This window comes from Methylobacterium sp. 391_Methyba4, from assembly GCF_029691625.1.
Lineage (GTDB): Bacteria > Pseudomonadota > Alphaproteobacteria > Rhizobiales > Beijerinckiaceae > Methylobacterium > Methylobacterium fujisawaense.
In genome coordinates, this window is the sequence record NZ_CP121475.1 from 2787833 (window position 1) to 2809303 (window position 21471).

Genomic DNA, 21471 nt, shown 5'->3' on the forward strand with positions numbered 1-21471 from the left:
GGGATCCAAGCCGATGGCCTTGAAGACATTCAAACCGGTCACGCCGAGCCTGCGCCAGCTCGTGCTCGTCGACCGCCGTGAGCTCTACAAGGGCAAGCCGGTGAAGGCGCTGACGGAGGGCAAGTCGTCCTCCGGCGGCCGGAACAACCTCGGCCGCATCACCGTCCGCTTCCGCGGCGGCGGCCACAAGCGCGTGCTGCGCAACGTCGACTTCAAGCGGCGCGAGCAGCTCGGCGTCGCCGCAACCGTGGAGCGGATCGAGTACGATCCGAACCGCACGGCGTTCATCGCGCTGATCAACTTCCCCGACGGGAAGCAGAGCTACATCCTGGCCCCGCAGCGTCTGCAGCCGGGCGACAAGGTGGTGGCCGGCGAGAGCGTCGACATCAAGCCGGGCAACGCTGCTCCGGTCGGCTCGATGCCGGTGGGCACGATCGTCCACAATGTCGAGCTGAAGATCGGCAAGGGCGGCGCGATCGCCCGCTCGGCGGGCAACTACGCGCAGATCGTGGGCCGCGACCAGGGTTACGTGACCCTGCGCCTGAACTCCGGCGAGCAGCGCCTGGTCCATGGCCAGTGCTTCGCCAGCGTCGGCGCGGTCTCGAACCCGGACCACATGAACATCTCGCTCGGCAAGGCCGGGCGCAACCGTTGGCTCGGCAAGCGCCCGCACAACCGCGGTGTGGCGATGAACCCGGTCGACCATCCGCACGGCGGCGGCGAGGGTCGCACCTCGGGCGGCCGCAACCCGGTCACGCCCTGGGGCGTGCCCACCAAGGGGAAGAAGACCCGGTCCAACAAGCGGACCGACGTGTTCATCCTGTCCAGCCGCCACAACCGCAAGAAGTAATCGCTATGGCACGCTCTCTCTGGAAGGGGCCGTTCGTCGACGGCTACCTCTTCAAGAAGGCCGAGGCGGCGCGGGGCTCCTCGCGTTCCGAGGTCATCAAGATCTGGAGCCGCCGCTCCACGATCCTTCCGCAGTTCGTCGGGCTCACCTTCGGTGTGCACAACGGGCAGAAGCACATCCCGGTCTACGTCACCGAGGAGATGGTCGGTCACAAGTTCGGCGAGTTCTCGCCGACCCGCACCTTCCCGGGCCACGCGGCCGACAAGAAGGCGAAGAGGCGCTGAGATGGGCAAGCAAGCCACCCCCCGCGCGCTCCCCGAGAACGAGGCGAAGGCCGTCGCGCGCATGCTGCGCGTCAGCCCGCAGAAGCTCAACCTCGTGGCGCAGATGATCCGCGGCAAGAAGGTCGACACGGCGCTCGCCGAGCTGCAGTTCTCGCGCAAGCGGATCTCCACCGAGGTCAAGAAGTGCCTCGAGAGCGCCATCGCCAACGCCGAGAACAACCACGACCTGGACGTGGACGACCTCGTCGTCTCCCAGGCCTTCGTGGGCAAGGCGCTGGTTCTCAAGCGTTTCCACGCCCGCGCCCGCGGCCGCGGTGCGCGCATCCTGAAGCCCTTCTCGAACCTCACCATCGTGGTTCGCGAAGTCCGCCAGGCCGAAGCGGCCTGAGGAGGATCTGATGGGCCAGAAAGTCAATCCGATCGGTCTCCGGCTCGGCATCAACCGGACCTGGGACTCCCGCTGGTTCGCCAACAAGGGCGACTATGCGAAGCTCATGCACGAGGACGTCGCGATCCGCGCCGCCCTCATGAAGCAGCTCAAGCAGGCGGCGGTCTCCAAGATCGTCATCGAGCGTCCGCACCGGAAGTGCCGCGTCACCATCCACTCGGGCCGTCCGGGCGTGGTGATCGGCAAGAAGGGCGCGGATATCGAGAAGCTGCGCAAGCTCGTCGGCACGATGACCAAGGCCGACGTGACCATCAACATCGTCGAGGTGCGCAAGCCCGAGATCGACGCCACCCTGGTGGCCGACTCGATCGCCCAGCAGCTCGAGCGCCGCGTCGCCTTCCGGCGCGCCATGAAGCGGGCCGTTCAGTCGGCCATGCGTCTCGGCGCCGAGGGCATCCGGATCAACTGCTCGGGTCGTCTCGGCGGCGCCGAGATCGCCCGCCAGGAATGGTACCGCGAGGGCCGGGTCCCGCTGCACACGCTGCGTGCGGACGTGGATTACGGCACGGCCACGGCGTTCACGACCTACGGCACCTGCGGCATCAAGGTGTGGGTGTTCAAGGGCGAGATCCTTGAGCACGATCCGATGGCTCAGGATAAGAAGGCCCAGGAAGAGGGCGGCCGCTCCGGCGGACGCCGTGAGCGCGATGGCGAGGGCGGCCGCGAGCGCGGACGCCGCGAGCGCGAGCACGCGTAAGGTAGGAAGCCATGCTGCAACCGAAAAAGACCCGCTTCCGCAAGCAGTTCAAGGGCCGCATCCACGGTGCGGCCAAGGGCGGCTTCGAGCTGAACTTCGGCCAGTTCGGCCTGAAGGCGGTGGAGCCTGAGCGCATCACCGCCCGCCAGATCGAGGCGGCCCGCCGCGCGATCACCCGCGAGATGAAGCGCCAGGGCCGCGTCTGGATCCGGGTGTTCCCGGACGTGCCGGTCTCGTCGAAGCCGACCGAGGTCCGCATGGGCTCCGGTAAGGGCGCCCCGGACTATTGGGCGGCCCGGGTCCATCCCGGCCGGATCATGTTCGAGGTCGACGGCGTTGCCGAGAACATCGCCAAGGAGGCGCTCCGCCTCGGCGCCGCGAAGCTTCCGATCCGCACGCGGGTCGTCCAGCGCATCGCCGACTGAACGGAGGATATCGTGAAGTCGACCCAGAGAGTGTCTGATCTCAAGGCCCTGTCGCCGGATCAGCTGAATGACGAGTTGATCAACCTCAAGAAGGAGCAGTTCAACCTGCGCTTCCAGGGGGCCACCGGCCAGCTCGAGAACGTCGCCCGCGTCCGTGAGGTCCGTCGCGACATCGCCCGTGTCCGGACGCTGCAGCGCGCGAAGACGCTGCAGGCGGCCAAGAGCTGATACGGGCCGCTAGGAGAACACCATGCCGAAGCGCATCCTGCAGGGCACCGTCGTTAGCGACAAGGGTGAGAAGACCATCGTGGTCAAGGTGGAGCGCCGCTTCACCCATCCGGTGATGAAGAAGACCGTCCGCCGCTCGAAGAACTACCACGCGCACGACGAGGCGAATGTCGCCAAGGTCGGGCAGACGGTGTTCATCGAGGAGTGCCGTCCCTTCTCGAAGACCAAGACCTGGAAGCTGGTCGAGGGCGACGCCGCCCAGGCCGAGGCCGGCGAGGCTGCCTGATCCTGGGATCCCGGCGGCTGCGGTCTCCGCATCCGCCTGATCCCGGCCCGCGACGCTGTGGGATGGCCCCCGAGACGGGTCCATTCCTGGGTCGCGGCATGACCGGTTCGACGAACGCCCGGACGCAATTCGACTCGCAAGAGCCGGATTCGTGCCGGGCTTCGTCGTTTCGGCATCCTGCGATCTGAATGCGTGTGCAGGTGCCGAGTGGCCGTCTCTGCCGGGACGGCCGATCGGCGCGGTCACGTGGCATCCGGGACGGGGGCTTGCCTGTTCGGCGGTGCCCCAACTCTGCGTCGAGGATCTCTGAGGCTGCGGCCGAGACGGGACGCCCGCTTCTTTCTATTCCGCTATCGGATCGGTGCCTCGGGCCCAAAACAAAACCCCATGGCGATCCTGGGATCGCCATGGGGCTCGGTCTTCAGGGATCGGGCGCCGGACTTGGTCCATCGCCCGGTCTTCGGATCAGGCTTCGCCTTCGTCGAGATCGTCGGCGGTCGGGGTCGCGTTCTCCAGGATTTTCTCGGCGACCAAGCCGGAATTCTGCCGGATGGAGCCCTCGATCTCGGCGGCGATCTTCGGGTTGTCGCGCAGGAAGCCCTTCGCGTTCTCGCGGCCCTGGCCGAGGCGCTGGCTGTTATACGAGAACCACGCGCCGGACTTCTCGACGATGCCGGCCTTCACGCCGAGGTCGATCAGCTCACCGACCTTCGACACGCCCTCGCCGAACATGATGTCGAACTCGACCTGCTTGAACGGCGGCGCGACCTTGTTCTTCACCACCTTGACGCGGACCTGGTTGCCGATCGCCTCGTCGCGATCCTTCAGGGTCGAGATGCGGCGGATGTCGAGGCGCACCGAGGCGTAGAACTTCAGGGCGTTGCCGCCCGTGGTGGTCTCGGGGCTGCCGTACATCACGCCGATCTTCATCCGGATCTGGTTGATGAAGATGACCATGCAGTTCGAGCGTGAGATCGAGCCGGTCAACTTGCGCAGGGCCTGGCTCATCAAACGGGCCTGAAGGCCCGGCTGGCTCTCGCCCATCTCGCCCTCGATCTCGGCGCGCGGGGTCAGCGCGGCCACCGAGTCGACCACCAGCACGTCGATGGCGCCGGAGCGCACCAGCGTGTCGGTGATCTCCAGGGCCTGCTCGCCCGTATCGGGCTGCGAGATCAGCAGGTCGTCGAGGTTGACGCCGAGCTTGCGGGCATAGACCGGATCGAGGGCGTGCTCGGCATCCACGAAGGCGCAGACGCCGCCCTTCTTCTGGGCCTCGGCGATGGTGTGGAGCGCCAGCGTCGTCTTGCCGGACGATTCGGGGCCGTAGATCTCGATCACCCGGCCGCGCGGGAGGCCGCCGACGCCGAGGGCGATGTCGAGGCCCAGCGATCCGGTCGAGACGGTCTCGACCTCCTGAACCTTGTCGTTCTTGCCGAGCCGCATGATCGAGCCCTTGCCGAAGGCGCGCTCGATCTGAGCCAGGGCGGCGTCAATGGCCTTGGACTTGTCCTTGTCCACGGGGGGCATGTCGACCACTTTCAATGCGGGCTGGGCCATCTGGCGGGCTCCTTATGAAGGGGTTGGACGCAGTTCACAACGCGCGTCCCCACCGCCTTCATGTACCTGTTTTGTTCTATTTCGACAAGGGCGGTACCGTGGGTTGTGCATAGCCTGCCGGCGCCACCGATGCGGTTCAGGGCGAACCGCGGCCTCCGGCGCACCGATCCGTCGGGGGCATGCCCGGGATCCGGTGCCGCACTCCGTTCAGGGTCTGAACACGGTGGGCGGCACCGGATGCCGGATTTCGCAGGGAAGGGCCGGGACGCTGCCATCGACGACGCCATCGACGCCGTTCAATCGGCCATCGTCTTCTTCACGGTCTCGACGAGCTGCTTCAGACTGAAGGGCTTCGGCAGGAAGTTGAAGGTCTCCCCCTCCGGCAGGTTCTTGCGGAAGGCGTCCTCGGCGTAGCCGGAGACGAAGATCACCTTCAGGTCGGGCTGATGCTTGCGCACCTCCCGCAGCAGGGTCGGGCCGTCCATCTCGGGCATGACGACGTCGGAGACGACGAGGTCGATCGGCTGAGTGCCCTCGCGGACGATCGCCAGGGCCTCGAGGCCGGAGGCCGCCTCCAGGACCGTGTAGCCGCGGGCCGAGAGGGCGCGGCTGTTGACCGCCCGGACGGGATCCTCGTCCTCCACGAGCAGGATGGTGCCCTGCCCCGTATGATCCGCGGCGGGCTTGCGCGGCGCCGGCTTGTCGGCCGTGGCCGGAGCCGGTGCACTCCGCGGCGCGCCGGCATCGCCCGGCTCGGCAGCCGGCCGCGGCGACCCGGAGACCGGCGCGAGCGGCTCCGCGCGCGGGAGCGCCGGCACCGCAGCCGGGGCCGGAACCTCCTCCGGTTCGGCCACGGGCACATGCCGCGGCAGGTAGATGCGGAAGGCGGTCCCCTCCCCGATCGTCGACTGCACGTCGATGGTGCCGCCCGATTGCTTGACGATGCCGAACACCGTCGACAGGCCGAGTCCGGTGCCCTTGCCGATCTCCTTGGTGGTGAAGAACGGCTCGAAGATCTTCTCCATCAGCTCGGGGGGGATGCCCTGGCCGGTGTCGCGCACCTCGATCAGCACGTGGTCGCCGGCCGGCGCCCCGCCGCGTCCCTCCGCATCGGAGGCCGCCCCCGGATCCAAGACGTTCTCCGTCCGGATCATCAGCTTGCCGCCCTCCGGCATGGCGTCGCGGGCGTTGACCGCGAGATTGACGATCACCTGCTCGAACTGGTTGACGTCGGCCTTCACGGGCCAGACCTCGCGGCCGTGCTTCAGCTCCAGGGCGACCCGCTCGCCGAGCAGGCGCTTGAGCAGGAGAGTGAGTTCGGAGAGCGCCTCTCCGACATTCATCACCTCCGGACGCAGGGTCTGCCTCCGGGAGAACGCCAGGAGCTGGCGGACGAGGCCCGCCGCCCGGTTGGCGTTCTGCTTGATCTGCATGATGTCCTGGAAGGCCGGGTCGGTCGGCCGATGGCTCGCCAGCAGCAGGTCCGAGTACCCGATGATCGCCTGCAGCACGTTGTTGAAGTCGTGCGCGATGCCGCCCGCGAGCTGGCCGACCGCGTTCATCTTCTGGGCCTGGGCGACCTGCTGCTCCAGTTGCCGCTGCGCCGTCGTGTCGAGGGCGTACAGGATCACCCGCTCGGCCTCGTCGGTCTGCTGCCCCGGATCGCCGCCGTCGGCGGGGCTGAGCCAGACCCGGGCCGAGCGGCCGCCGGGCCCGGTCAGCTGGACCTCGATGGGTTCCGGATCGGTCCGACCGCTCGCCGCCCGGGCGAGCCCGGCTTCCAGGGCGGTCCGGTCGGCCACGGAATCGGCGACGTTCGGCTCGACCCGGGTCGCGCCGTCACCGTCGAAGGCGCCGTCATCGGCCTGGCGCGGCACCGTGCCGAACAGCCGGGTGAACGAGGCGTTGGCCCGGGCGATGCAGCCGGTCCGGTCGAGGGTCGCGATCGCGATCGGCGAGTTGTTGAGGAAGCGGGCGAGGCGCACCTCGGCGGCGCGCTGCGGCTCGTCGGTCTCGGCCCCGGCGGAGCGGTTGATCACGAAGGTCCGCGACGAGCCGGGCTTGCCGTCCTTGCCGAAGGCGACCCTGTGGTAGAGCCGCACCGGCAGGGTGTGGCCGTTGCGGCGGCGCAGGTCGAGGTCGAAGCGGTCGGTGCGGACCTCGCCCGGCAGGCCGGCGGTGCGCACGAGAACATCCGCCTCCGGGGCGATCTCGGTGAGATGCGGCCCGCCGGGGCCGACGCTGGCGAGATCGTAACCCAGCCAGGCGGCGAGCGTCGCGTTCATGTAGACGATGGCGCCGGCCGGATCGATCGACAGGAAGCCCGCCGGGGCGTGGTCGAGGTAGTCGATGGCGTGCTGGAGTTCCTGGAAGACGTTCTCCTGCCGCTCGCGCTCGGCGGTGATGTCGGCCACCGTCCAGAGCGAGGCCGCCCGGCGCGGACGCGCAAGGGGCCGCACCGAGACGCGGTACCACCCGAAGCCGCGCTCGCCGACCGTCGGCCCGAGGGGCGGCGACATCCGGACCTCCTCGGTATGGGCCCTGGCATCGCGCGAGGCCTGCGACAGGCGATAGACCGCCTCGGAGACCTCCGGAGAGCCGACGAGGATGCGCTCCACCGGCACGAGGTTCGAGAACGTGTCGCCGCTGGCGATCCGCAGATAGGCCTCGTTGGCGTAGATCAGCCGGCCCCCCTCCTCGACGACCAGCTTGCCGTCCGGGGAGGCGTCGACGATCCCCTTGGTGATGTCGTCCCGGGCCGCGCTGCCGCTGAGCTGGAGCGCCCCGATGGCGAGGGCGAACAGGAAGAACACGCCCGCCATGGCCAGCAGGGCCAGCAGCCAGACGATCAGCGACTGGGCCTGCTCGTTGGCCACGAAGGACAGGCCGATGGCGGCGCCGACCAGCAGCCCGGCGAGCACGAGGAGCAGGCCGACCCGGCCCGGCTGCTCCGACCGGTCGATCGAGCCGGTGCCCAGCAGGGCGGACGCCTGCGAGACCGGAGGCCCCGAATTCTGCGGGCCCGCGGCAGGCGCCGGAGGTCCAGTGACGTCGGCCATCGGCTTCATTCCAGAACAGTCACCCGGTTGGTCAGCCGGCCATATCAGGACATGCGGGGCGCGGCACCACTCTCGTCGCGCCAAGCCTTGATACAGCCTCGCGAAAAAAGGTGGAGGAAGCGTGGCTTTCCGTCGGCTCCGGCCCGCGGCATGGCGCCGTTGCTAGGCCGCCCGCCTCCGCAGGCGCAGCACGAACCCGATGACCTCCGCCACCGCGCGGTAGTGCTCGGCCGGGATCTCCCCGTCGATCTCTACAGTGGCGTGGAGCGCCCGGGCGAGGGGCGGATTCTCGATCACCGCGACGCCGTGCTCGGCCGCCACCGCGCGGATGCGCAGGGCCAGGGCGTCGACGCCCTTGGCGACGCAGATCGGCGCCGCCATACCGGTCTCGTAGCGCAGCGCCACCGCGTAGTGGGTCGGGTTCGTCACCACCACGGTGGCGGTCGGCACCGCGGCCATCATGCGCTTCTTCACGCGGGCCATCCGCAACTGCCTCAGGCGGCCCTTGACCTCCGGGTTGCCCTCGGACTCCTTCATCTCCTGCTTGAGCTCTTCCTTCGACATCCGGTGACGCTTGCGCCAGCGGAACCGCGCGTAGAGGGCATCTCCCAGGGTGATCGCGAGATGCATGCACAGCATGCCGGCGAGCAGCTTCAGGCTGAGGGTCAGGATCGCCGGCAGGGAGGCGGCCGGGTCCAGGCGGGCGAACACCTCCAGCCGGTCGCGGTCGTTCCACAGCAGCACCGCGCCGACGACGCCCACGGCGCCGATCTTGGCCAAGCCCTTGCCGAACTGGAACAGGGCCTCGACGCCGAGGAGCCGCTTCACGCCCGCCATCGGCGACAGGCGCGAGAATTTCGGCATCAGCGTCTCGGTGGAGAAGACCAGCGGGTGCTGCAGGAGTCCCGCGGCCAGTCCGGCCACGACGGCCAGACCCACCGGCACGGCCACCGCCTGGAGCCACAGCCACAGGCCGCGCGTCATGGCCGCCTTCATCGCCGTGGCGTCGTCCGGCAGGGCATGGGCGTTGGCGAGGTAGGCCTTGAGGCCGTGCAGGAGGTTCGTGGCGATGCTCGGGGCCGCGACCAGCAGGGTCAGGGTGAACGCCCCCAGCATCGCGAAGGTGTTGATCTCGGTGCTGGTCGCGACGTCGCCGCGCTCGATGGCCTGATCGAGCCGCCGTTGGGACGGCTCCTCGGTCTTGTCCTCGTCGTCGGTATCGTCGGCCATCTCGCTTCGCTCTCAGCGCGGACGGGTGATCGGGGCGCGGGCGGTCCGGCCGCTCAGCGGCCGACGTAATCCCCGAGATACCGGCCCAGATCGTCCAGGAAGACGCCCATCATGACGCCGAGGCAGCCCATCAGCAGCAGCATGCCGATCAGCACCGAGGCCGGGACCGCCAGGAAGAACACCTGCAATTGCGGCATCAGCCGCGACAGCACCCCGAGACCCAGGTTGAACAGGATCCCGAAGGCGATGAACGGGCCGGAGATCTGGACCGCCAGGGTGAAGCCCCGGGCCAGCGCCTTCGTGGCCAGCATCAGCGCGTCCGAGAAGGACGGCACGCCGTCGGGGGGCAGAACCTCGTAGCTGCGGGCCACGCCCTCGATGGCGAGATGATGCAGATCCGCGGCGAAGATCAGCGTGATCCCGAGCAGCGACAGGAAGTTGCCGATCGCCACCTGCTGGCCGCCCTGGTTCGGATCCACCGTCATGGCGTAGGACAGGCCGACCTGTGCCGCGATGATCACACCGGCGGTCTGAAGGGCCGCAAGGATCATGCGCACCGTCAGGCCGAGCACCAGCCCGATGATCGTCTCCCCGAACAGGAGCCCGATCAGCCGCGGGCCGGCCACGCCCTCGGTCCCGCCCAGCAGCGGACGCACGGTCGGGAACAGCACCAGGGCGGTGAGCAGCGCGAAGGCGAGGCGCAGGCGCGGCGGCACCGTCTGCTCGCCGATCCCCGGCATCAGCATGATCAGCGTGCCGATGCGCGCGAAGGTGATCAGGTAGGCCGAGGCGATGCCGGGCAGGAGCAGGTTCATCGCGGCCTCTATGGCACGCGTGGGCCGCGCCTGTCCCGGCCGGGGCGGGCATCAGCCGCCGGCCGCGATGCGGGCGGCGATGCGGGTCATGTAGCCGGCCATGGCGTCGCCGATGAAGGGCAGCATCAGCAGGAGCGCGGCGAACACCGCCACGATCTTGGGCACGTAGATCAGCGTCTGTTCCTGGATCTGGGTCAGGGCCTGGACCAGGGAGACCGCGAGCCCGACCGCCAGGGCGACCAGCATCAGGGGCCCGGCCACCTTGAGGAACACGAAGATGCCGTCGCGGGCGACGTCGAGGATGGCGAGGCCGGTCATGGGGATGCGATCTGTACGGAGGGCGCGGGCGGCGGAATCGGCGAGGGACCGGGCCGCCGTTCAGATCTGCATGCGCATGATCTCCTCGTAGGCGGAGATCATGCGGTCGCGCACCGCCACCATGGTCTGCAGGGCGGTCTCGCTCTCGGCCACCGCGGTGACCACGTCCACGACATTGGCCTTGCCGGCGGCGGCCGAGACGGCCTGCGTGTCGGCCCGCCGGCCGGCATCGCCGACGCTGTCCAGGGTCTGCCCGAGGAGCTGCATGAAGTCGCTGCCGGTCCCGGTCGTCGGCTGGACCCGGGGCGCGGGCCGGCCGCCGGCGAGGCCCTGAACGGCCGCGTAGGCACCCGCCGCGAAGTTGCTCGAAGCCATCGCCATGCGTCCTTGCTATGCGTCCTGCAGGCTCACTTCAGGATGCCGAGGGTCTGTGCCAGCATCTTGCGGGTGGCGCTGATCATGTTGAGGTTCGCCTCGTAGGAGCGCTGGGCCTCGCGCAGGTCCATGTTCTCGATCTGCGCATTGACGTTGGGCATCTGCACCACGCCCTGGGCGTCGGCCGCGGGATTGCCCGGCTCGTACTTCGTCCGGAAGGCCGACGGGTCGCGCCTGACGCGCCCGGCCTCGACGAGCCGCGCGCCGGTCTCGTCGTCGAGATGGCTGGTGAAGGTCGGGATCTTGCGCCGGTAGGGCTGCGCCCCGGCAGAGGCCGGCGCGGAATCGGCGTTGGCGATGTTCTCGGCGATGATGCGCATCCGGCCGGACTGGGCCTTGAGGCCCGCCGCCGCCACCGCCAGTGACTTGGTGAATTCCATGGCTCAGGCCCCTCCTGCTGCCGTGACCGTGCGGCCGTCGGCGCTCCCCCCTCGGTCGTCGCGCATCAGCTCTTGCCGATCGCGATCTTCAGGGTGGTCAGGCTGTGCTGATAGAGCGAGGCGGCGAGTTGGTAGTCCGACTGGTTCTCGCCGGCCTTCATCATCTCGTCCTCGAGGTTGACGCCGTTGCCGCTCGGGCGGACCTCGAAGCCCTTGGCGCGCTTTGAATCGGCCCCGACCGTCTGACCGGCGGGCGCCATGTGGCCCGGGCTCGTCAGCGTCAGGCCGGTCGCGGTGGCGGCCAGCGTACCGGTCGCCCGGTCGAAGCGCGGCTCCACGAGGTCGCGGGGCTTGAACCCCGGCATGTCGGCATTGGCCACGTTCTCGGCGATCACGCCCTGGCGCGCCTGTGCCCATTGCATCCGCGTGCGCAGCATGCTCAGCACGGGCAGATCGGTGAGAGCCAAGGTCGCCTCCGGGATGGCGTGGCCGCGCCGGAACGAGCGGGCTCGGCAAAATCTGCCGTGCGCATGGTTAACGGCGCGTTAAGCCCGCGATCAGGGACGGTCGGTCTGCGGATCGGCCGCGGGATCGCGGCTGTCGCGCCGGCGCGGGCCGCCGGGCCCGAAGCGGCGGCAGCCTTTACCGCGGACGAAGGACCGTCCGGCCTCGGATCCGCTGACCCGGCGGCTTATCCCCGACCTACTGTCTTGATCGCGCTCAATTAAAAGGTCTGTTAACGAACTCTTAACGTCGTTTGCCATGCCGCCCCCCCGGCGTGGTATGGACAAGTCCGTGCCGGCGCGCACCCGCGGCGGTCGGAACCTGCGAGTGCGTAACCTTGCGATGGCTACAATCCGTGTTCGGCTCTGACGGCTCCCCTATCATCCAGTACATCGTGATCTTCGCCGTCATCTTCACGGCGCTCGCGGCCATCGTGTTCACGGTGCGTCGGCTCACCGGCCGGAGCCTGGCGCTGCCGGGGCGTTCCGGAGGCCGTGGGCGCCAGCCGCGGCTGGGGATCGTCGACGTGTACGAACTCGACCGCGCCCGGCAGCTGATCCTGCTGCGCCGGGACAATGTCGAGCACCTGCTGCTCGTGGGCGGCCCCAACGACGTCGTGGTCGAGCGCAACATCCAGCGCGGCCAGCGGCCGTTGCCCGAAGCGTCCATCCGGCCGGAGTCGGCCTCCGAGCCGCTGGACGAGCCGCTCCCGGATCCCCTCGTCCAGGGCGGTCGCCTGCCCGAACCGCCCCGGGTCCTGCCCGAATCCGGCGGGCGCCGCGCGGAACCGCTGTTCGATCCGGGCTTCGAGATGCCGGTGGTCGTGCCGCCGCCGGTCCCGCGCTCCGCCGCCGCCCCGCCCATCACGCTGCCCCTCGATGCGGCGTTGCTCGGCGGCGACGAGCCCGGTCAGGATGTTTCCGCCCCCCTGACGGCCGCCCCGCCCCCGCCCTCACCCGATCTGCTGGTGCCGCCGCCGGTGGAACTGCCCGCGCCGCCGGCGCGCGAGCCGACGACGCCGCGGCGGATCCTCAGCCGGACCGCGCCGCCGCTGGTCGAGCCGCGGCCCGGTCCGGCCTCCGAGCGCAAACCCGACGGGTCCGCGGTCGAGGCGGAGCCCGCCCGTCCGGCGCCGAGCCTCGCGTTCCCGTCCGAGCGCAAGTCCGTCGATCCGGGGGTCCTGTCCGACATGGCGCGGCAGCTCCAGGCCGCCCTGTCTCGGTCGTCTTCGGCCGTGACGCCGCCGCCGCCCGTGCCATCGCCCGCCGTGCCGGAGGGCGTCGATCCGCTCGCCGCCGCGATGGCGAGCGCGCCGCTCGATCCAGTGTCGCCTTCGGTGTCGCCGCCGGTGCCGCCGCCGGTTGTTCCGCAGGAGGCCCCGCCGCCGCCGGCGCCGGTCCCGCCCAAACCCGTGCTGCCGCCGGCGATGCCCAAGGCCGCCCCCGTCCCGCCGCCGCCTTCTTCCGCGCCGCCCGAAGCGAAGTCTGCCGGCAATCCGTTCTCCGTGGAGGAGATCGAGGCCGAGTTCGCGCGCCTCCTGGGTCGTCCCCTCGACAAAAGGAGCTGAACGTACCCGTTTCGGCCGAGCCGTCGCGCGGCCGGGGTCGCAGGTCGCAGGCCGACGTAACGATCCGTCGGTCTCGGCGCCGCCCGGCACGGTTCCGACCGAACTTTCCCAGCCGGTTTTCGAGGGCGGCAGACGCGGCGATTGACGTTTGGTTAACCGTCTTCCCGGACGCTCGGCCTCCGAGGAGATCGCAATGCTCGCGCTGGATGCTGAAACGGCTCACCGGAGCCGCGCGTACCGGACATTCAGGCTCGACCGGGCCGGGCGCGTCCGCGCGGCCGAGATCCTGTCCGCCGAGGACGACACGCAGGCGCGCCGCCGCGCCCGGGCGATGGTTCAGCGCGACCCGATCGAGCTGTGGGAGCGGACCCGGTTTCTCGGGCGCTTCGAGCCGGTCGTTCAGGGGGGCGTCGATCGTCAGGCGCCCTGAGGCCGGCCTCGGCCGGACCGCGCGGCGCAGTCTCCGCGGCGGCGTGACCGGTCAGCGATCGGCGGTTTCCGGCATCGCGAGGACGGCCAGGAAGCTGAGGATCGCGGCGCCCGACAGATAGAACCCGACGAATCCGATCCCGCCATAGGCCGCGAGTTCCTGCGCGATGTAGGGCGCGCCCGAGGCGCCCAGGATCCCCGCGAGATTGTAGGTGACCGAGGCGCCGGTGTAGCGCACCCGCGTCGGGAACAGTTCGGGCAGCACGGCGCCCATCGGCCCGAACACCCAGCCCATCGTCAGGAGGCTGAGGCAGAGGAAGCCCAGGACGGGCGGCCACGTGCCGCTGCCGGCGGCGTGGCCCAGCATCGGCCCCATGAGGAAGCCCAGCAGGAACGTCACGGCCATGCCGGAGAGCAGCACCGGCCTGCGTCCGAAGCGGTCGGCCGCGGCACCCGACACCACGGTGCCGAGCGCCATGAAGCAGACCGCGATGCACTCGAACAGCAGGAAGGTCGGCCGGCTGTACCCGAGGGTGCCGGTGCCGAAGCCGAGGGCGAATACGGTGGAGAGGTAGAACACCGCGTAGACCGCCACCATCGCGAAGGTGCCGACCAGGACGGCGCGCCCATGCTGGGTCAGCATGGTGGCGAAGGGTACGCGCTCCGGCCGCGCCTCGCTGAGCGCCGCCTTGAAGGCCGGCGTCTCGGTCAGCTTCAGACGGACGTAGAGACCCACTCCGACCAGGACGGCCGAGGCCAGGAACGGCAGACGCCAGCCCCAGGCCTGGAAGCTTTCGGGGGACAGGCCGAAGCTGAGGGCGAGGAAGCCGAGATTGGCCAGGATGAAGCCGACCGGCGCGCCGAGCTGCGGAAAGATGCCGTACCACGCGCGCCGGCCCGGCGGCGCGTTCTCGACCGCCAGCAGGGCGGCGCCGCCCCACTCGCCGCCGAACCCGATGCCCTGGCCGCAGCGCAGGATGCAGAGCGCCGCCGGCGCCCACCAGCCCGCGACCGCATAGGTCGGCAGGCAGCCGATCAGGACCGTGGAGAGGCCCATGATCAACAGGGAGGCCACCAGGGTCGCCTTGCGGCCGACGCGGTCGCCGAAATGCCCGAACAGGGCCGCGCCCACCGGCCGCGCGAGGAACGCGATCGCGAAGGTCGCGAAGGCGCTGAGCTGCTGCACGCCCGGGGCGCCGGCGGGGAAGAAGACCGGCCCGATTACGAGGGCGGTGGCGGTGGCGTAGATGTAGAAGTCGAAGAACTCGATGGCGGTGCCGACGAAACTCGCGGCGAGAATCCGGCCGGCGCTCGGCGTGGCGTGCGTCGAGCCCGCGGTGTCGATGGTCTGCAACATGATCGGGATGGGAGAGGAGGAATCCGGGTCGGTTGCGGCGCTTTCGCACGGGGCGGCGCGAGCGGATACCCCGGTTTCGGCATGGGCACCCGACATGGGCGCGGAGGTCGCTGTGCGGCGCACCAGCGGCGGCCTTGCGTTCCCCGGTCCCGTTCGCCAAGCTGAACGGCCATATTCCGCGACGGCTGCCGGCCGCGGCGCCGTCCACATCACTTGAGTATTGCGATGAGAGTCACTGTCGAGCGCGCGGCCCTACTCAGGTCGCTCGGCCACGTGCACCGGGTCGTCGAGCGCCGCAACACGATCCCGATCCTGTCGAACGTGCTCCTGCGGGCGGAAGGCTCGGGGCTCCAGCTGCGGGCGACGGATCTCGACATCGAGGTGACCGAAAGCGTGCCGGCCGACGTGGCGGATGCCGGCGCCACCACGGTGCCGGCGCACGTGATCTACGACATCGTGCGCAAGCTCCCCGACGGCGCGCAGGTCTCCCTGGAGACCGGCGGCGAGTCCGGCCAGATGACGATCCGGTCCGGACGCTCGCGCTTCGCCCTCGGCGCCCTGCCGGAGGGCGACTTCCCGGATCTCGCCGCCGGCGAGATGCCGCACGGCTTCGAGATCGCCGCCGCCGACCTGAAGCGGCTGATCGAGAAGACCCAGTTCGCGATCTCCACCGAGGAGACCCGCTACTACCTCAACGGCATCTACCTGCACACGCTGGAGACCGAGGGCGGACCCGTGATGCGGGCCGTGGCCACCGACGGCCACCGGCTCGCCCGCGTCGAGATCCCGGCCCCGCAGGGCAGTGTCGGCATGCCGGGCGTGATCGTGCCCCGCAAGGCGGTCGCCGAGATCCAGAAGCTCCTCGACGACGGCGGCGAGACCGTCGCGGTCGACCTGTCGCCCGCCAAGATCCGCCTGCGATTCGCGGGTGGCCTGACCCTCATCTCCAAGCTGATCGACGGCACCTTCCCGGATTACCAGCGGGTGATCCCGGCCAACAACGACAAGCGGCTGACCGTGGAGCGCGACGCCTTCGCCAAGGCGGTGGACCGGGTCTCGACGATCTCGTCGGAGCGCGGGCGCGCGGTGAAGCTCGGGCTCGCCGAGGGGCGCCTCGCGCTCTCGGTGAACAACCCGGATTCGGGCAGCGCCACCGAGGAGCTCGATGTCGACTACGAGGCCGCCAACCTCGATATCGGCTTCAACGCCCGCTACCTGCTCGACATCACCGCACAGCTCGAGGGCGACACCGCCCTGTTCAAGCTCGCCGACCCGGGCTCCCCGACCCTGATCCAGGATCGCGAGGGCGCGCCGGCGCTGTACGTGCTGATGCCGATGCGGGTGTGAGTCTGACGCGGCACGTCTTGGTCCTGCCCTCGTCCTGAGGTGCCGGAGCGTAGCGGAGGCCTCGCAGGAGGTCTCCAGATGGCGACATGGGTTCTGGAGCACTCCTTCGAGGCCCGCCGACGCGGGCACCTCGGGATGCGGTAGTTGGATGGGATGTCAGACAAGAAGGGACGGTTGAGCGCGGTGCGGCTCGACCTCCGGGTTCCCCGATGAGCGATGTCCTCGATCCGCGGGTCGAGCCCAACGGGTCGGATCTGCGCGTCACACGCCTGATCGCCCGTGATTTCCGCAACCACGCCGATCTCGAGCTCACCCCCGGGGCGCGGTTCGTGGCGCTGGTCGGGGAGAACGGCGCGGGCAAGACCAACCTGCTCGAGGCGATCTCGCTGTTCGTGCCGGGAAGGGGCCTGCGCCGGGCGGAATTCGCCGCGATGGCGCGCAACGGCGGTCCGGGGGGCTTCGCCGTGTCCCTCACCCTCGATCGAGAGGGCTCCGAGCACCGACTCGGCACGGGGCTGGAGCCGCCGGGCCCCGACGGGCGGACGAGCCGGCTCTGCCGGATCGACGGCGCTACCGCCGCCTCGCCGGTGGCGTTCAGCGAGTTCCTGCGGGTGGTCTGGCTGACCCCCGACCTCGACGGGCTGTTCCGCGGCGCGGCCGGGGACCGGCGGCGGTTCCTCGACCGTCTCGTGCTGGCCGTCGATGCCGCGCACGGCGCCCGGGTCTCCGCGATGGAGCGGGCGCTGCGCTCGCGCAACCGCCTGCTGGACGAGCGCCCCGACGACGACCGCTGGCTCGACGCGGTGGAGCGGGAGGTCGCCGAGCTGGGCGTCGCCGTGGCCCTTGCCCGGCGCGAGACCGCCGAGCGCCTCGACCGGCTGATCGCCGAGACCCGGGACGACGCGCAGCCCTTCCCCTGGGCCTCCATCCGGCTCGAAGGCGATCTGGACGATCTCGTCGCGGTCTGGCCGGCCATCGAGGCAGAGGACCGCTACCGCCTCGCCCTGCGCAACGGTCGCCACCGGGACCGGGCCGCCGGGCGCACCCTGATCGGGCCGCAGAGCAGCGACCTCGTGGTCCGCCACGGTCCCAAGGACGTGCCCGCGGGCACGGCGTCCACGGGGGAGCAGAAGGCGCTCCTGATCGGGCTCGTCCTCGCCCATGCGCGGCTCGTGCGCGCCATGAGCGGCATCGCCCCGCTGATCCTCCTCGACGAGGTGGCGGCCCATCTCGACCCCCGCCGCCGGGCCGGCCTGTTCGAGGCCCTGGAGGCACTCCCGGGGCAGGTCTGGATGACCGGTGCCGACCCGGACGCCTTCGCCCAGGCCGGCGCACGGACCGAGGTGTTGCGGATCGGGGCCTGAGGCGGCCTCAGGCCGCCCGCACCGTGCTCAGGAAGCGGGCGACCTCCGCCCCGAGATGCTCCGACTGGCGCGACAGCTCGCCCGCCGCGCCCAGCACCTGGGCGGCGGCCGCGCCGGTTTCCTCGGAGGCTCTGGCGACGCCGGTGATGTTGCTGGTCACCTCGTCGGTTCCGGCCGCGGCCTGGGAGACGTTGCGGACGATCTCCTGCGTCGCCGCACCCTGCTCCTCGACGGCCGCCGCGATGGTGGTGGCCACCCCGTCGATCTCGCGGATGCGGCTGGCGATCGTCTCGATGGCCGTGACCGCCTGGCCGGTGACGCCCTGGATCTGTCCGATCTGCTGGCTGATCTCCTCGGTGGCCCGTGCGGTCTGGGCGGCGAGTTCCTTGACCTCGGCGGCGACCACCGCAAAGCCGCGGCCGGCATCCCCCGCGCGGGCCGCCTCGATCGTCGCGTTGAGCGCGAGCAGGTTGGTCTGCCCGGCGATGGTCGAGATCAGCCCGACCATGTCGCCGATGCGGGCCGAGGCTTGGCTCAGCGCCTGGACGAGATGCTGCGTCTGATCGGCCTCGCCCACCGCCGACTGGGCGAGCTGGGCCGAGCCGGAAACCTGCCGGCCGATCTCCTGCACCGACGAGCCCAGTTCCTCCGCGGCGGCCGCCACGGTCTGGACATTGGCGGAAGCTTCCTCGGCGGCGGCGGCCACGGTGGTGGACTGGCTGGCCGTCTCGGTGGCGCTCGCCGTCATGGTCTGGGCGGTGGCCTGGAGTTCGGTGGCCGAGGACGAGACCATCCCGACGATGCTGCCGACCGCCCGCTCGAACCCGTCCGCCAGCTCCAGCATGGTGCGCCTGCGCTCGGCGGCCGCGGCCTCGTCGGCAAGCCGCTTGACCTCGGCCTCCTCGGCGGCCTTGCGGGCGACCATGGCCTTGATGCCCTCCACCGCCTTGCCGACGGCGCCGACCTCGTCCTTGCGCGCCGCCTCCTTGATCTCGGCGTCGATCTCGCCCTGCGCCATCCGCTGCAGGACCATGACCAAACGATCGAGCGGGCGAGTGATGCCGACCGTCGCGACGAACACGGCCGCGATCAGTCCGGCGAGCAGCCCGAGGGCGCTGACGGTCATCAGGGCGCGGCGGGTGTCGTTGGTCTGGTCGGTCAGGTCGTCCGAGCCCTTCGCCATGTAAGCGCTGATGTCTTCGGCGAGCTTGTTGCCGTCCGCGAGCATGCCGGAGAAGACCGGGTCGATCGCCGAGTGGACCAGCGCGATGGCTTGGTCGTTCTGGTTGGAGGTGCCGAGCCGGCGAACCTCGCTGACGTCCCGGATGTAGCGCTCCATGCGTGCCGCCTGCTCGTCGATGCGCGCCGCGAAGCTCGGTGCGTGCGACCGGAAGACCGGCAGCAGTGTCTTCACCTCAGGCAGGACGGCCTCGAAGCCCTTGTTGGCATTCTGCATCTGGGACGGCTCGGTCTCCGCTATGACCCGGTACACGTAGTAATTGAGCTCGATCATCAGGCGGTTGAGCCGGCGCGCCTCGGCGACGGCGGCCGCCTCGTTGACGATGAAGTGGCTGTACCCGTCGTCGATCTTGGTCATCTGTGACTGTGCATACCAGATGCATCCGCCGACGATCGTAACGATCAGGGTAATCACGGCCACCAGTTTCGGCAGAACCTTGATGTTGGACAAGCGTAACATGGCGGTCGTGCACCCGATCGGACTGGTTGGTCTGTGAAATAATCGATCCCGGAGCATTTGTAAGCATCATACGTAAAAAATCTATTAATACGATGGTGTTATCAAGATACAAACATCGGCAGATTTGAGATTGAAACTTTATAGATGGCGATGTTGTCGAATATCACTAATCTTTTCTCGAATAGGACATCGAGAAAGACAAATCCAAAGCGAATTGGCTGGCCAATCGCGCGAATTGGCGGTTGAAAAGCCCGGATGATGTCCTGCCGGTTTCCCCGCGTCCGGTGACGCCGACCCTCCGAGGGTGCGGCGCCGGACACCATCGGGGCCGCGGATCTGCAGTCGGGGCCGGCCCTTTTCGGCACGTGGGTCGGGCGCCACATAGGAGGCCCGGCGCGCCGCCCGCCCGCTCACGGAACCCACAGCATATGTCCAAGCCCGTCCACGCCATGATCCGCGTCCTCGAGGAGGAGCGCGCGCGCGACTACTATGCCCGCGCCTTCGGCCTGGAGGTCTCCGACCGGTTCGACTTCCCGGACTTCACCCTCGTCTACATGCGGGATCCGGCCTCGCCGTTCGAACTGGAGCTCACGGTGAACAAGGGCCGCGACAAGCCCTACGATCTCGGCGACGGCTACGGGCACATCGCCTTCGTGGTCGACGACGTGGAGGCCGAGCACGCCCGGCACCGGCGCGAAGGCTTCACGGCCACCGACGTCAAGACGCTCAAACACGGGGATGACGTGCTGGCGCGGTTCTTCTTCGCCACCGATCCGGACGGCTACAAGATCGAGGTCATCCAGCGCGGCGGCCGCTTCCTCTGACCGGTCCCGTGCACCCCGCCCTCCCCGACACGCATCCGAGATCCATGCAGGACAAGACCCGCATCGTCTGCATCCGCCACGGGCAATCCACGTTCAACGCCGCGCACAGGCATGGGGGCGGCGATCCCGGCCTCCTCGACGCGCGCCTGACCGAGCTGGGCCACGCCCAGGCCCGGGCCGCGCGGGACCGGCTCCGGTCGGTCCCCTTCGATCTGGTGGTGGTCTCGCCCCTGACCCGGGCGATCGAGACCGCCGCGATCCTGTTCGGCGACCATCCGCGCCGGCCGCGCGTCCTCGTCGAGGTGCTGCACCGGGAATGCCAGGAGAGCAGCTGCGACGTCGGCCGGGCGGCCTCGGAGATCGCCGCGGAGTTCCCGCACCTCGATGTCGGGCACCTGCCCGAGGTCTGGTGGCATGCGGAGCCGGGCTGCGAGGTCGGCGGCTACCCGGTGGAGCCGCGCCCCCTGTTCGACGCCCGGGTCGCGGCGTTCCGCGACTGGCTGCGGGCTCGGCCGGAAGCCACCATCGCGGTGGTCGGGCACGGCACGTTCTTCTACCACCTCACCGGCACGTTCCTGGAGAATTGCGGCTCCATCGAGCTGGATCTCGAGGCGGCGCCCGCGGCGGCCTGATCAGGCCAGCGCCCCGGTCCGCGCGGCGTCCATGCGCTGACGGGCGCCGACGAGCGCGATCTCCGGAGCCTGTCGGCCGATGGCGAGCGCCTCGTCGAGGATCGCGCAGGCCTGGCTCCAGGTCCCGGCCACGAAGGGCGCGGCGCCTTCGGCCACCTCCGCGGCGCAGCGTGCATCCGTGCCCGCGCGTTGTGCCGCCGTCGCGGTGCGGGACACCGCCGCGGTGAGCGCGCCCTCGCGCCAGCGCCGCGCCTCGGCCGCCGCCTGCGAACGCGCCCCGCCCCGCCACGCGGCCGCGTTCGCCGCCGCCAGGGCCGCGGGCCAGTCCGGCGCGCCGATGCAGGCCTTCGCGTCCTCGACCATGCCAGCGACGGCGCAGAGCGGCGCCAGGATGCGGCGGACACTCTCCAGCGCCAGCGTCCGGGTGCGGGCGGCCTCGATCTCCGGAGCGTCGGCGCTGCCCGACAGCCGCAGCACGAAGGCCATCAGCTGGGGGCGCGCCTCGTCCGGCATGGTGTCGTTGAGCCCGAGGGCGTAGGCGGCGACCGGCCTGGAGAAGCAGGGCGGGCAATCGGCGCTGGAGCGGATCGCCCGGTAGGGCAGGCCCGCGGCCACGATCGCGGCCTCGTTGATGCAGGTCCCGCCGTCCGGGCCGGGGAAGGGATGCGATCCGGCGAGCAGACGCCAGTTCAGGATCGTCTCGAAATCGGGATGCATCAGCGCGCGCTCCGTCTCG

Annotated in this window: 24 protein-coding genes; 13 read left to right on the forward strand and 11 right to left on the reverse strand. The window is 70.1% G+C overall.

Annotated elements, in window-relative coordinates:
- The first annotated feature begins 13 nt into the window (after positions 1-13).
- The 7 genes from rplB to rpsQ are packed head-to-tail and all read left to right on the forward strand — an operon-like array spanning position 14 to position 3218.
- Entirely contained in the window at positions 14-850 is an 837-nt protein-coding gene (rplB, locus tag P9K36_RS12950) for a 50S ribosomal protein L2 (RefSeq protein ID WP_020094256.1), read from the forward strand.
- Between the two features lie 5 nt (positions 851-855).
- Positions 856-1134: a 30S ribosomal protein S19 gene (gene rpsS / locus P9K36_RS12955; protein WP_012319190.1), complete on the forward strand. Its 279-nt coding sequence runs from the start codon at positions 856-858 to the stop codon at positions 1132-1134.
- Between the two features lies 1 nt (position 1135).
- Positions 1136-1522 carry a 50S ribosomal protein L22 gene (gene rplV / locus P9K36_RS12960; protein WP_012319191.1) on the forward strand — a complete coding sequence of 129 codons (387 nt, stop codon included), beginning with the start codon at positions 1136-1138 and terminating at the stop codon, positions 1520-1522.
- A gap of 10 nt (positions 1523-1532) precedes the next feature.
- A complete protein-coding gene (gene rpsC, locus P9K36_RS12965) occupies positions 1533-2279 on the forward strand; it encodes a 30S ribosomal protein S3 (protein ID WP_012319192.1) in 747 nt (248 codons plus the stop codon).
- Between the two features lie 11 nt (positions 2280-2290).
- The gene (gene rplP / locus P9K36_RS12970) at positions 2291-2704 is read left to right on the forward strand and encodes a 50S ribosomal protein L16 (protein WP_043384884.1); all 414 of its coding nucleotides are present in this window, start codon (positions 2291-2293) and stop codon (positions 2702-2704) included.
- 12 nt (positions 2705-2716) lie between these two features.
- Entirely contained in the window at positions 2717-2932 is a 216-nt protein-coding gene (rpmC, locus tag P9K36_RS12975; RefSeq protein WP_043346669.1) for a 50S ribosomal protein L29, read from the forward strand.
- A 22-nt stretch (positions 2933-2954) separates the two neighbouring features.
- A complete protein-coding gene (gene rpsQ / locus P9K36_RS12980; RefSeq protein WP_043346666.1) occupies positions 2955-3218 on the forward strand; it encodes a 30S ribosomal protein S17 in 264 nt (87 codons plus the stop codon).
- A 465-nt stretch (positions 3219-3683) separates the two neighbouring features.
- Here the strand turns inward: rpsQ and recA are convergent, their stop codons facing one another.
- The 8 genes from recA to flgB all read right to left on the reverse strand — a co-directional run bounded on the left by recA (position 3684) and on the right by flgB (position 11479).
- On the reverse strand, positions 3684-4775 hold the full coding sequence (gene recA, locus P9K36_RS12985) for a recombinase RecA (protein WP_043384890.1): 1092 nt from the start codon (positions 4773-4775) through the stop codon (positions 3684-3686).
- Positions 4776-5071: 296 nt separating this feature from the next.
- Entirely contained in the window at positions 5072-7834 is a 2763-nt protein-coding gene (locus P9K36_RS12990; protein ID WP_078947320.1) for a PAS domain-containing sensor histidine kinase, read from the reverse strand.
- A 162-nt stretch (positions 7835-7996) separates the two neighbouring features.
- Complete coding sequence (gene flhB / locus P9K36_RS12995) at positions 7997-9064, reverse strand: flagellar biosynthesis protein FlhB (protein ID WP_043384892.1); 1068 nt, start codon at positions 9062-9064, stop codon at positions 7997-7999.
- A 53-nt stretch (positions 9065-9117) separates the two neighbouring features.
- Entirely contained in the window at positions 9118-9879 is a 762-nt protein-coding gene (gene fliR, locus P9K36_RS13000; protein ID WP_043351488.1) for a flagellar biosynthetic protein FliR, read from the reverse strand.
- Between the two features lie 51 nt (positions 9880-9930).
- Complete coding sequence (gene fliQ / locus P9K36_RS13005; protein ID WP_043351489.1) at positions 9931-10197, reverse strand: flagellar biosynthesis protein FliQ; 267 nt, start codon at positions 10195-10197, stop codon at positions 9931-9933.
- A 60-nt stretch (positions 10198-10257) separates the two neighbouring features.
- A complete protein-coding gene (fliE, locus tag P9K36_RS13010) occupies positions 10258-10572 on the reverse strand; it encodes a flagellar hook-basal body complex protein FliE (RefSeq protein ID WP_043351496.1) in 315 nt (104 codons plus the stop codon).
- 32 nt (positions 10573-10604) lie between these two features.
- Positions 10605-11012: a flagellar basal body rod protein FlgC gene (flgC, locus tag P9K36_RS13015; protein ID WP_043351491.1), complete on the reverse strand. Its 408-nt coding sequence runs from the start codon at positions 11010-11012 to the stop codon at positions 10605-10607.
- A 65-nt stretch (positions 11013-11077) separates the two neighbouring features.
- Positions 11078-11479, reverse strand: a complete 402-nt coding sequence (gene flgB, locus P9K36_RS13020; protein ID WP_043351493.1) for a flagellar basal body rod protein FlgB — start codon at positions 11477-11479, stop codon at positions 11078-11080.
- Between the two features lie 392 nt (positions 11480-11871).
- Between flgB and P9K36_RS13025 the strand changes: the two genes are divergently transcribed.
- Together P9K36_RS13025 and P9K36_RS13030 are read left to right on the forward strand one after the other, a co-directional pair.
- Positions 11872-13083 (forward strand): hypothetical protein, encoded by a 1212-nt coding sequence (locus tag P9K36_RS13025; protein ID WP_278307134.1) that lies wholly within the window; start codon positions 11872-11874, stop codon positions 13081-13083.
- A gap of 193 nt (positions 13084-13276) precedes the next feature.
- Entirely contained in the window at positions 13277-13513 is a 237-nt protein-coding gene (locus P9K36_RS13030) for a hypothetical protein (RefSeq protein ID WP_043351494.1), read from the forward strand.
- Between the two features lie 51 nt (positions 13514-13564).
- Here P9K36_RS13030 and P9K36_RS13035 read toward each other — a convergent pair whose 3' ends face one another.
- On the reverse strand, positions 13565-14869 hold the full coding sequence (locus P9K36_RS13035) for an MFS transporter (RefSeq protein WP_051044800.1): 1305 nt from the start codon (positions 14867-14869) through the stop codon (positions 13565-13567).
- 225 nt (positions 14870-15094) lie between these two features.
- Here P9K36_RS13035 and dnaN point away from each other — a divergent pair, with 225 nt between their 5' ends.
- Both dnaN and recF read left to right on the forward strand, forming a co-directional pair.
- Entirely contained in the window at positions 15095-16216 is a 1122-nt protein-coding gene (gene dnaN / locus P9K36_RS13040) for a DNA polymerase III subunit beta (RefSeq protein WP_043384901.1), read from the forward strand.
- A gap of 209 nt (positions 16217-16425) precedes the next feature.
- On the forward strand, positions 16426-17580 hold the full coding sequence (recF, locus tag P9K36_RS13045; RefSeq protein WP_051045120.1) for a DNA replication/repair protein RecF: 1155 nt from the start codon (positions 16426-16428) through the stop codon (positions 17578-17580).
- A gap of 7 nt (positions 17581-17587) precedes the next feature.
- Here the strand turns inward: recF and P9K36_RS13050 are convergent, their stop codons facing one another.
- On the reverse strand, positions 17588-19279 hold the full coding sequence (locus P9K36_RS13050; RefSeq protein ID WP_043757465.1) for a HAMP domain-containing methyl-accepting chemotaxis protein: 1692 nt from the start codon (positions 19277-19279) through the stop codon (positions 17588-17590).
- A 428-nt stretch (positions 19280-19707) separates the two neighbouring features.
- Here P9K36_RS13050 and P9K36_RS13055 point away from each other — a divergent pair, with 428 nt between their 5' ends.
- Together P9K36_RS13055 and P9K36_RS13060 are read left to right on the forward strand one after the other, a co-directional pair.
- Positions 19708-20103 carry a VOC family protein gene (locus P9K36_RS13055; RefSeq protein WP_043384907.1) on the forward strand — a complete coding sequence of 132 codons (396 nt, stop codon included), beginning with the start codon at positions 19708-19710 and terminating at the stop codon, positions 20101-20103.
- Between the two features lie 44 nt (positions 20104-20147).
- Entirely contained in the window at positions 20148-20735 is a 588-nt protein-coding gene (locus P9K36_RS13060) for a histidine phosphatase family protein (protein WP_043384910.1), read from the forward strand.
- On the opposite strand, the gene P9K36_RS13065 is transcribed toward P9K36_RS13060, so the two are convergent.
- Positions 20736-21452, reverse strand: a complete 717-nt coding sequence (locus P9K36_RS13065) for a hypothetical protein (RefSeq protein ID WP_043757468.1) — start codon at positions 21450-21452, stop codon at positions 20736-20738. It abuts the gene before it with no gap.
- Between the last annotated feature and the right edge of the window lie 19 nt (positions 21453-21471).

Bases quoted from the DNA above. Each gene is read 5' to 3' on its own strand.
- rplB (WP_020094256.1), top strand. From the start codon at position 14: ATGGCCTTGAAGACATTCAAACCGGTCACGCCGAGCCTGCGCCAGCTC.
- rpsS (WP_012319190.1), top strand. From the start codon at position 856: ATGGCACGCTCTCTCTGGAAGGGGCCGTTCGTCGACGGCTACCTCTTC.
- rplV (WP_012319191.1), top strand. From the start codon at position 1,136: ATGGGCAAGCAAGCCACCCCCCGCGCGCTCCCCGAGAACGAGGCGAAG.
- rpsC (WP_012319192.1), top strand. From the start codon at position 1,533: ATGGGCCAGAAAGTCAATCCGATCGGTCTCCGGCTCGGCATCAACCGG.
- rplP (WP_043384884.1), top strand. From the start codon at position 2,291: ATGCTGCAACCGAAAAAGACCCGCTTCCGCAAGCAGTTCAAGGGCCGC.
- rpsQ (WP_043346666.1), top strand. From the start codon at position 2,955: ATGCCGAAGCGCATCCTGCAGGGCACCGTCGTTAGCGACAAGGGTGAG.
- recA (WP_043384890.1), bottom strand. From the start codon at position 4,775: ATGGCCCAGCCCGCATTGAAAGTGGTCGACATGCCCCCCGTGGACAAG.
- P9K36_RS12990 (WP_078947320.1), bottom strand. From the start codon at position 7,834: ATGGCCGACGTCACTGGACCTCCGGCGCCTGCCGCGGGCCCGCAGAAT.
- flhB (WP_043384892.1), bottom strand. From the start codon at position 9,064: ATGGCCGACGATACCGACGACGAGGACAAGACCGAGGAGCCGTCCCAA.
- fliR (WP_043351488.1), bottom strand. From the start codon at position 9,879: ATGAACCTGCTCCTGCCCGGCATCGCCTCGGCCTACCTGATCACCTTC.
- fliQ (WP_043351489.1), bottom strand. From the start codon at position 10,197: ATGACCGGCCTCGCCATCCTCGACGTCGCCCGCGACGGCATCTTCGTG.
- fliE (WP_043351496.1), bottom strand. From the start codon at position 10,572: ATGGCTTCGAGCAACTTCGCGGCGGGTGCCTACGCGGCCGTTCAGGGC.
- flgC (WP_043351491.1), bottom strand. From the start codon at position 11,012: ATGGAATTCACCAAGTCACTGGCGGTGGCGGCGGCGGGCCTCAAGGCC.
- P9K36_RS13030 (WP_043351494.1), top strand. From the start codon at position 13,277: ATGCTCGCGCTGGATGCTGAAACGGCTCACCGGAGCCGCGCGTACCGG.
- P9K36_RS13035 (WP_051044800.1), bottom strand. From the start codon at position 14,869: ATGTTGCAGACCATCGACACCGCGGGCTCGACGCACGCCACGCCGAGC.
- dnaN (WP_043384901.1), top strand. From the start codon at position 15,095: ATGAGAGTCACTGTCGAGCGCGCGGCCCTACTCAGGTCGCTCGGCCAC.
- recF (WP_051045120.1), top strand. From the start codon at position 16,426: ATGAGCGATGTCCTCGATCCGCGGGTCGAGCCCAACGGGTCGGATCTG.
- P9K36_RS13050 (WP_043757465.1), bottom strand. From the start codon at position 19,279: ATGTTACGCTTGTCCAACATCAAGGTTCTGCCGAAACTGGTGGCCGTG.
- P9K36_RS13055 (WP_043384907.1), top strand. From the start codon at position 19,708: ATGTCCAAGCCCGTCCACGCCATGATCCGCGTCCTCGAGGAGGAGCGC.
- P9K36_RS13060 (WP_043384910.1), top strand. From the start codon at position 20,148: ATGCAGGACAAGACCCGCATCGTCTGCATCCGCCACGGGCAATCCACG.
- P9K36_RS13065 (WP_043757468.1), bottom strand. From the start codon at position 21,452: ATGCATCCCGATTTCGAGACGATCCTGAACTGGCGTCTGCTCGCCGGA.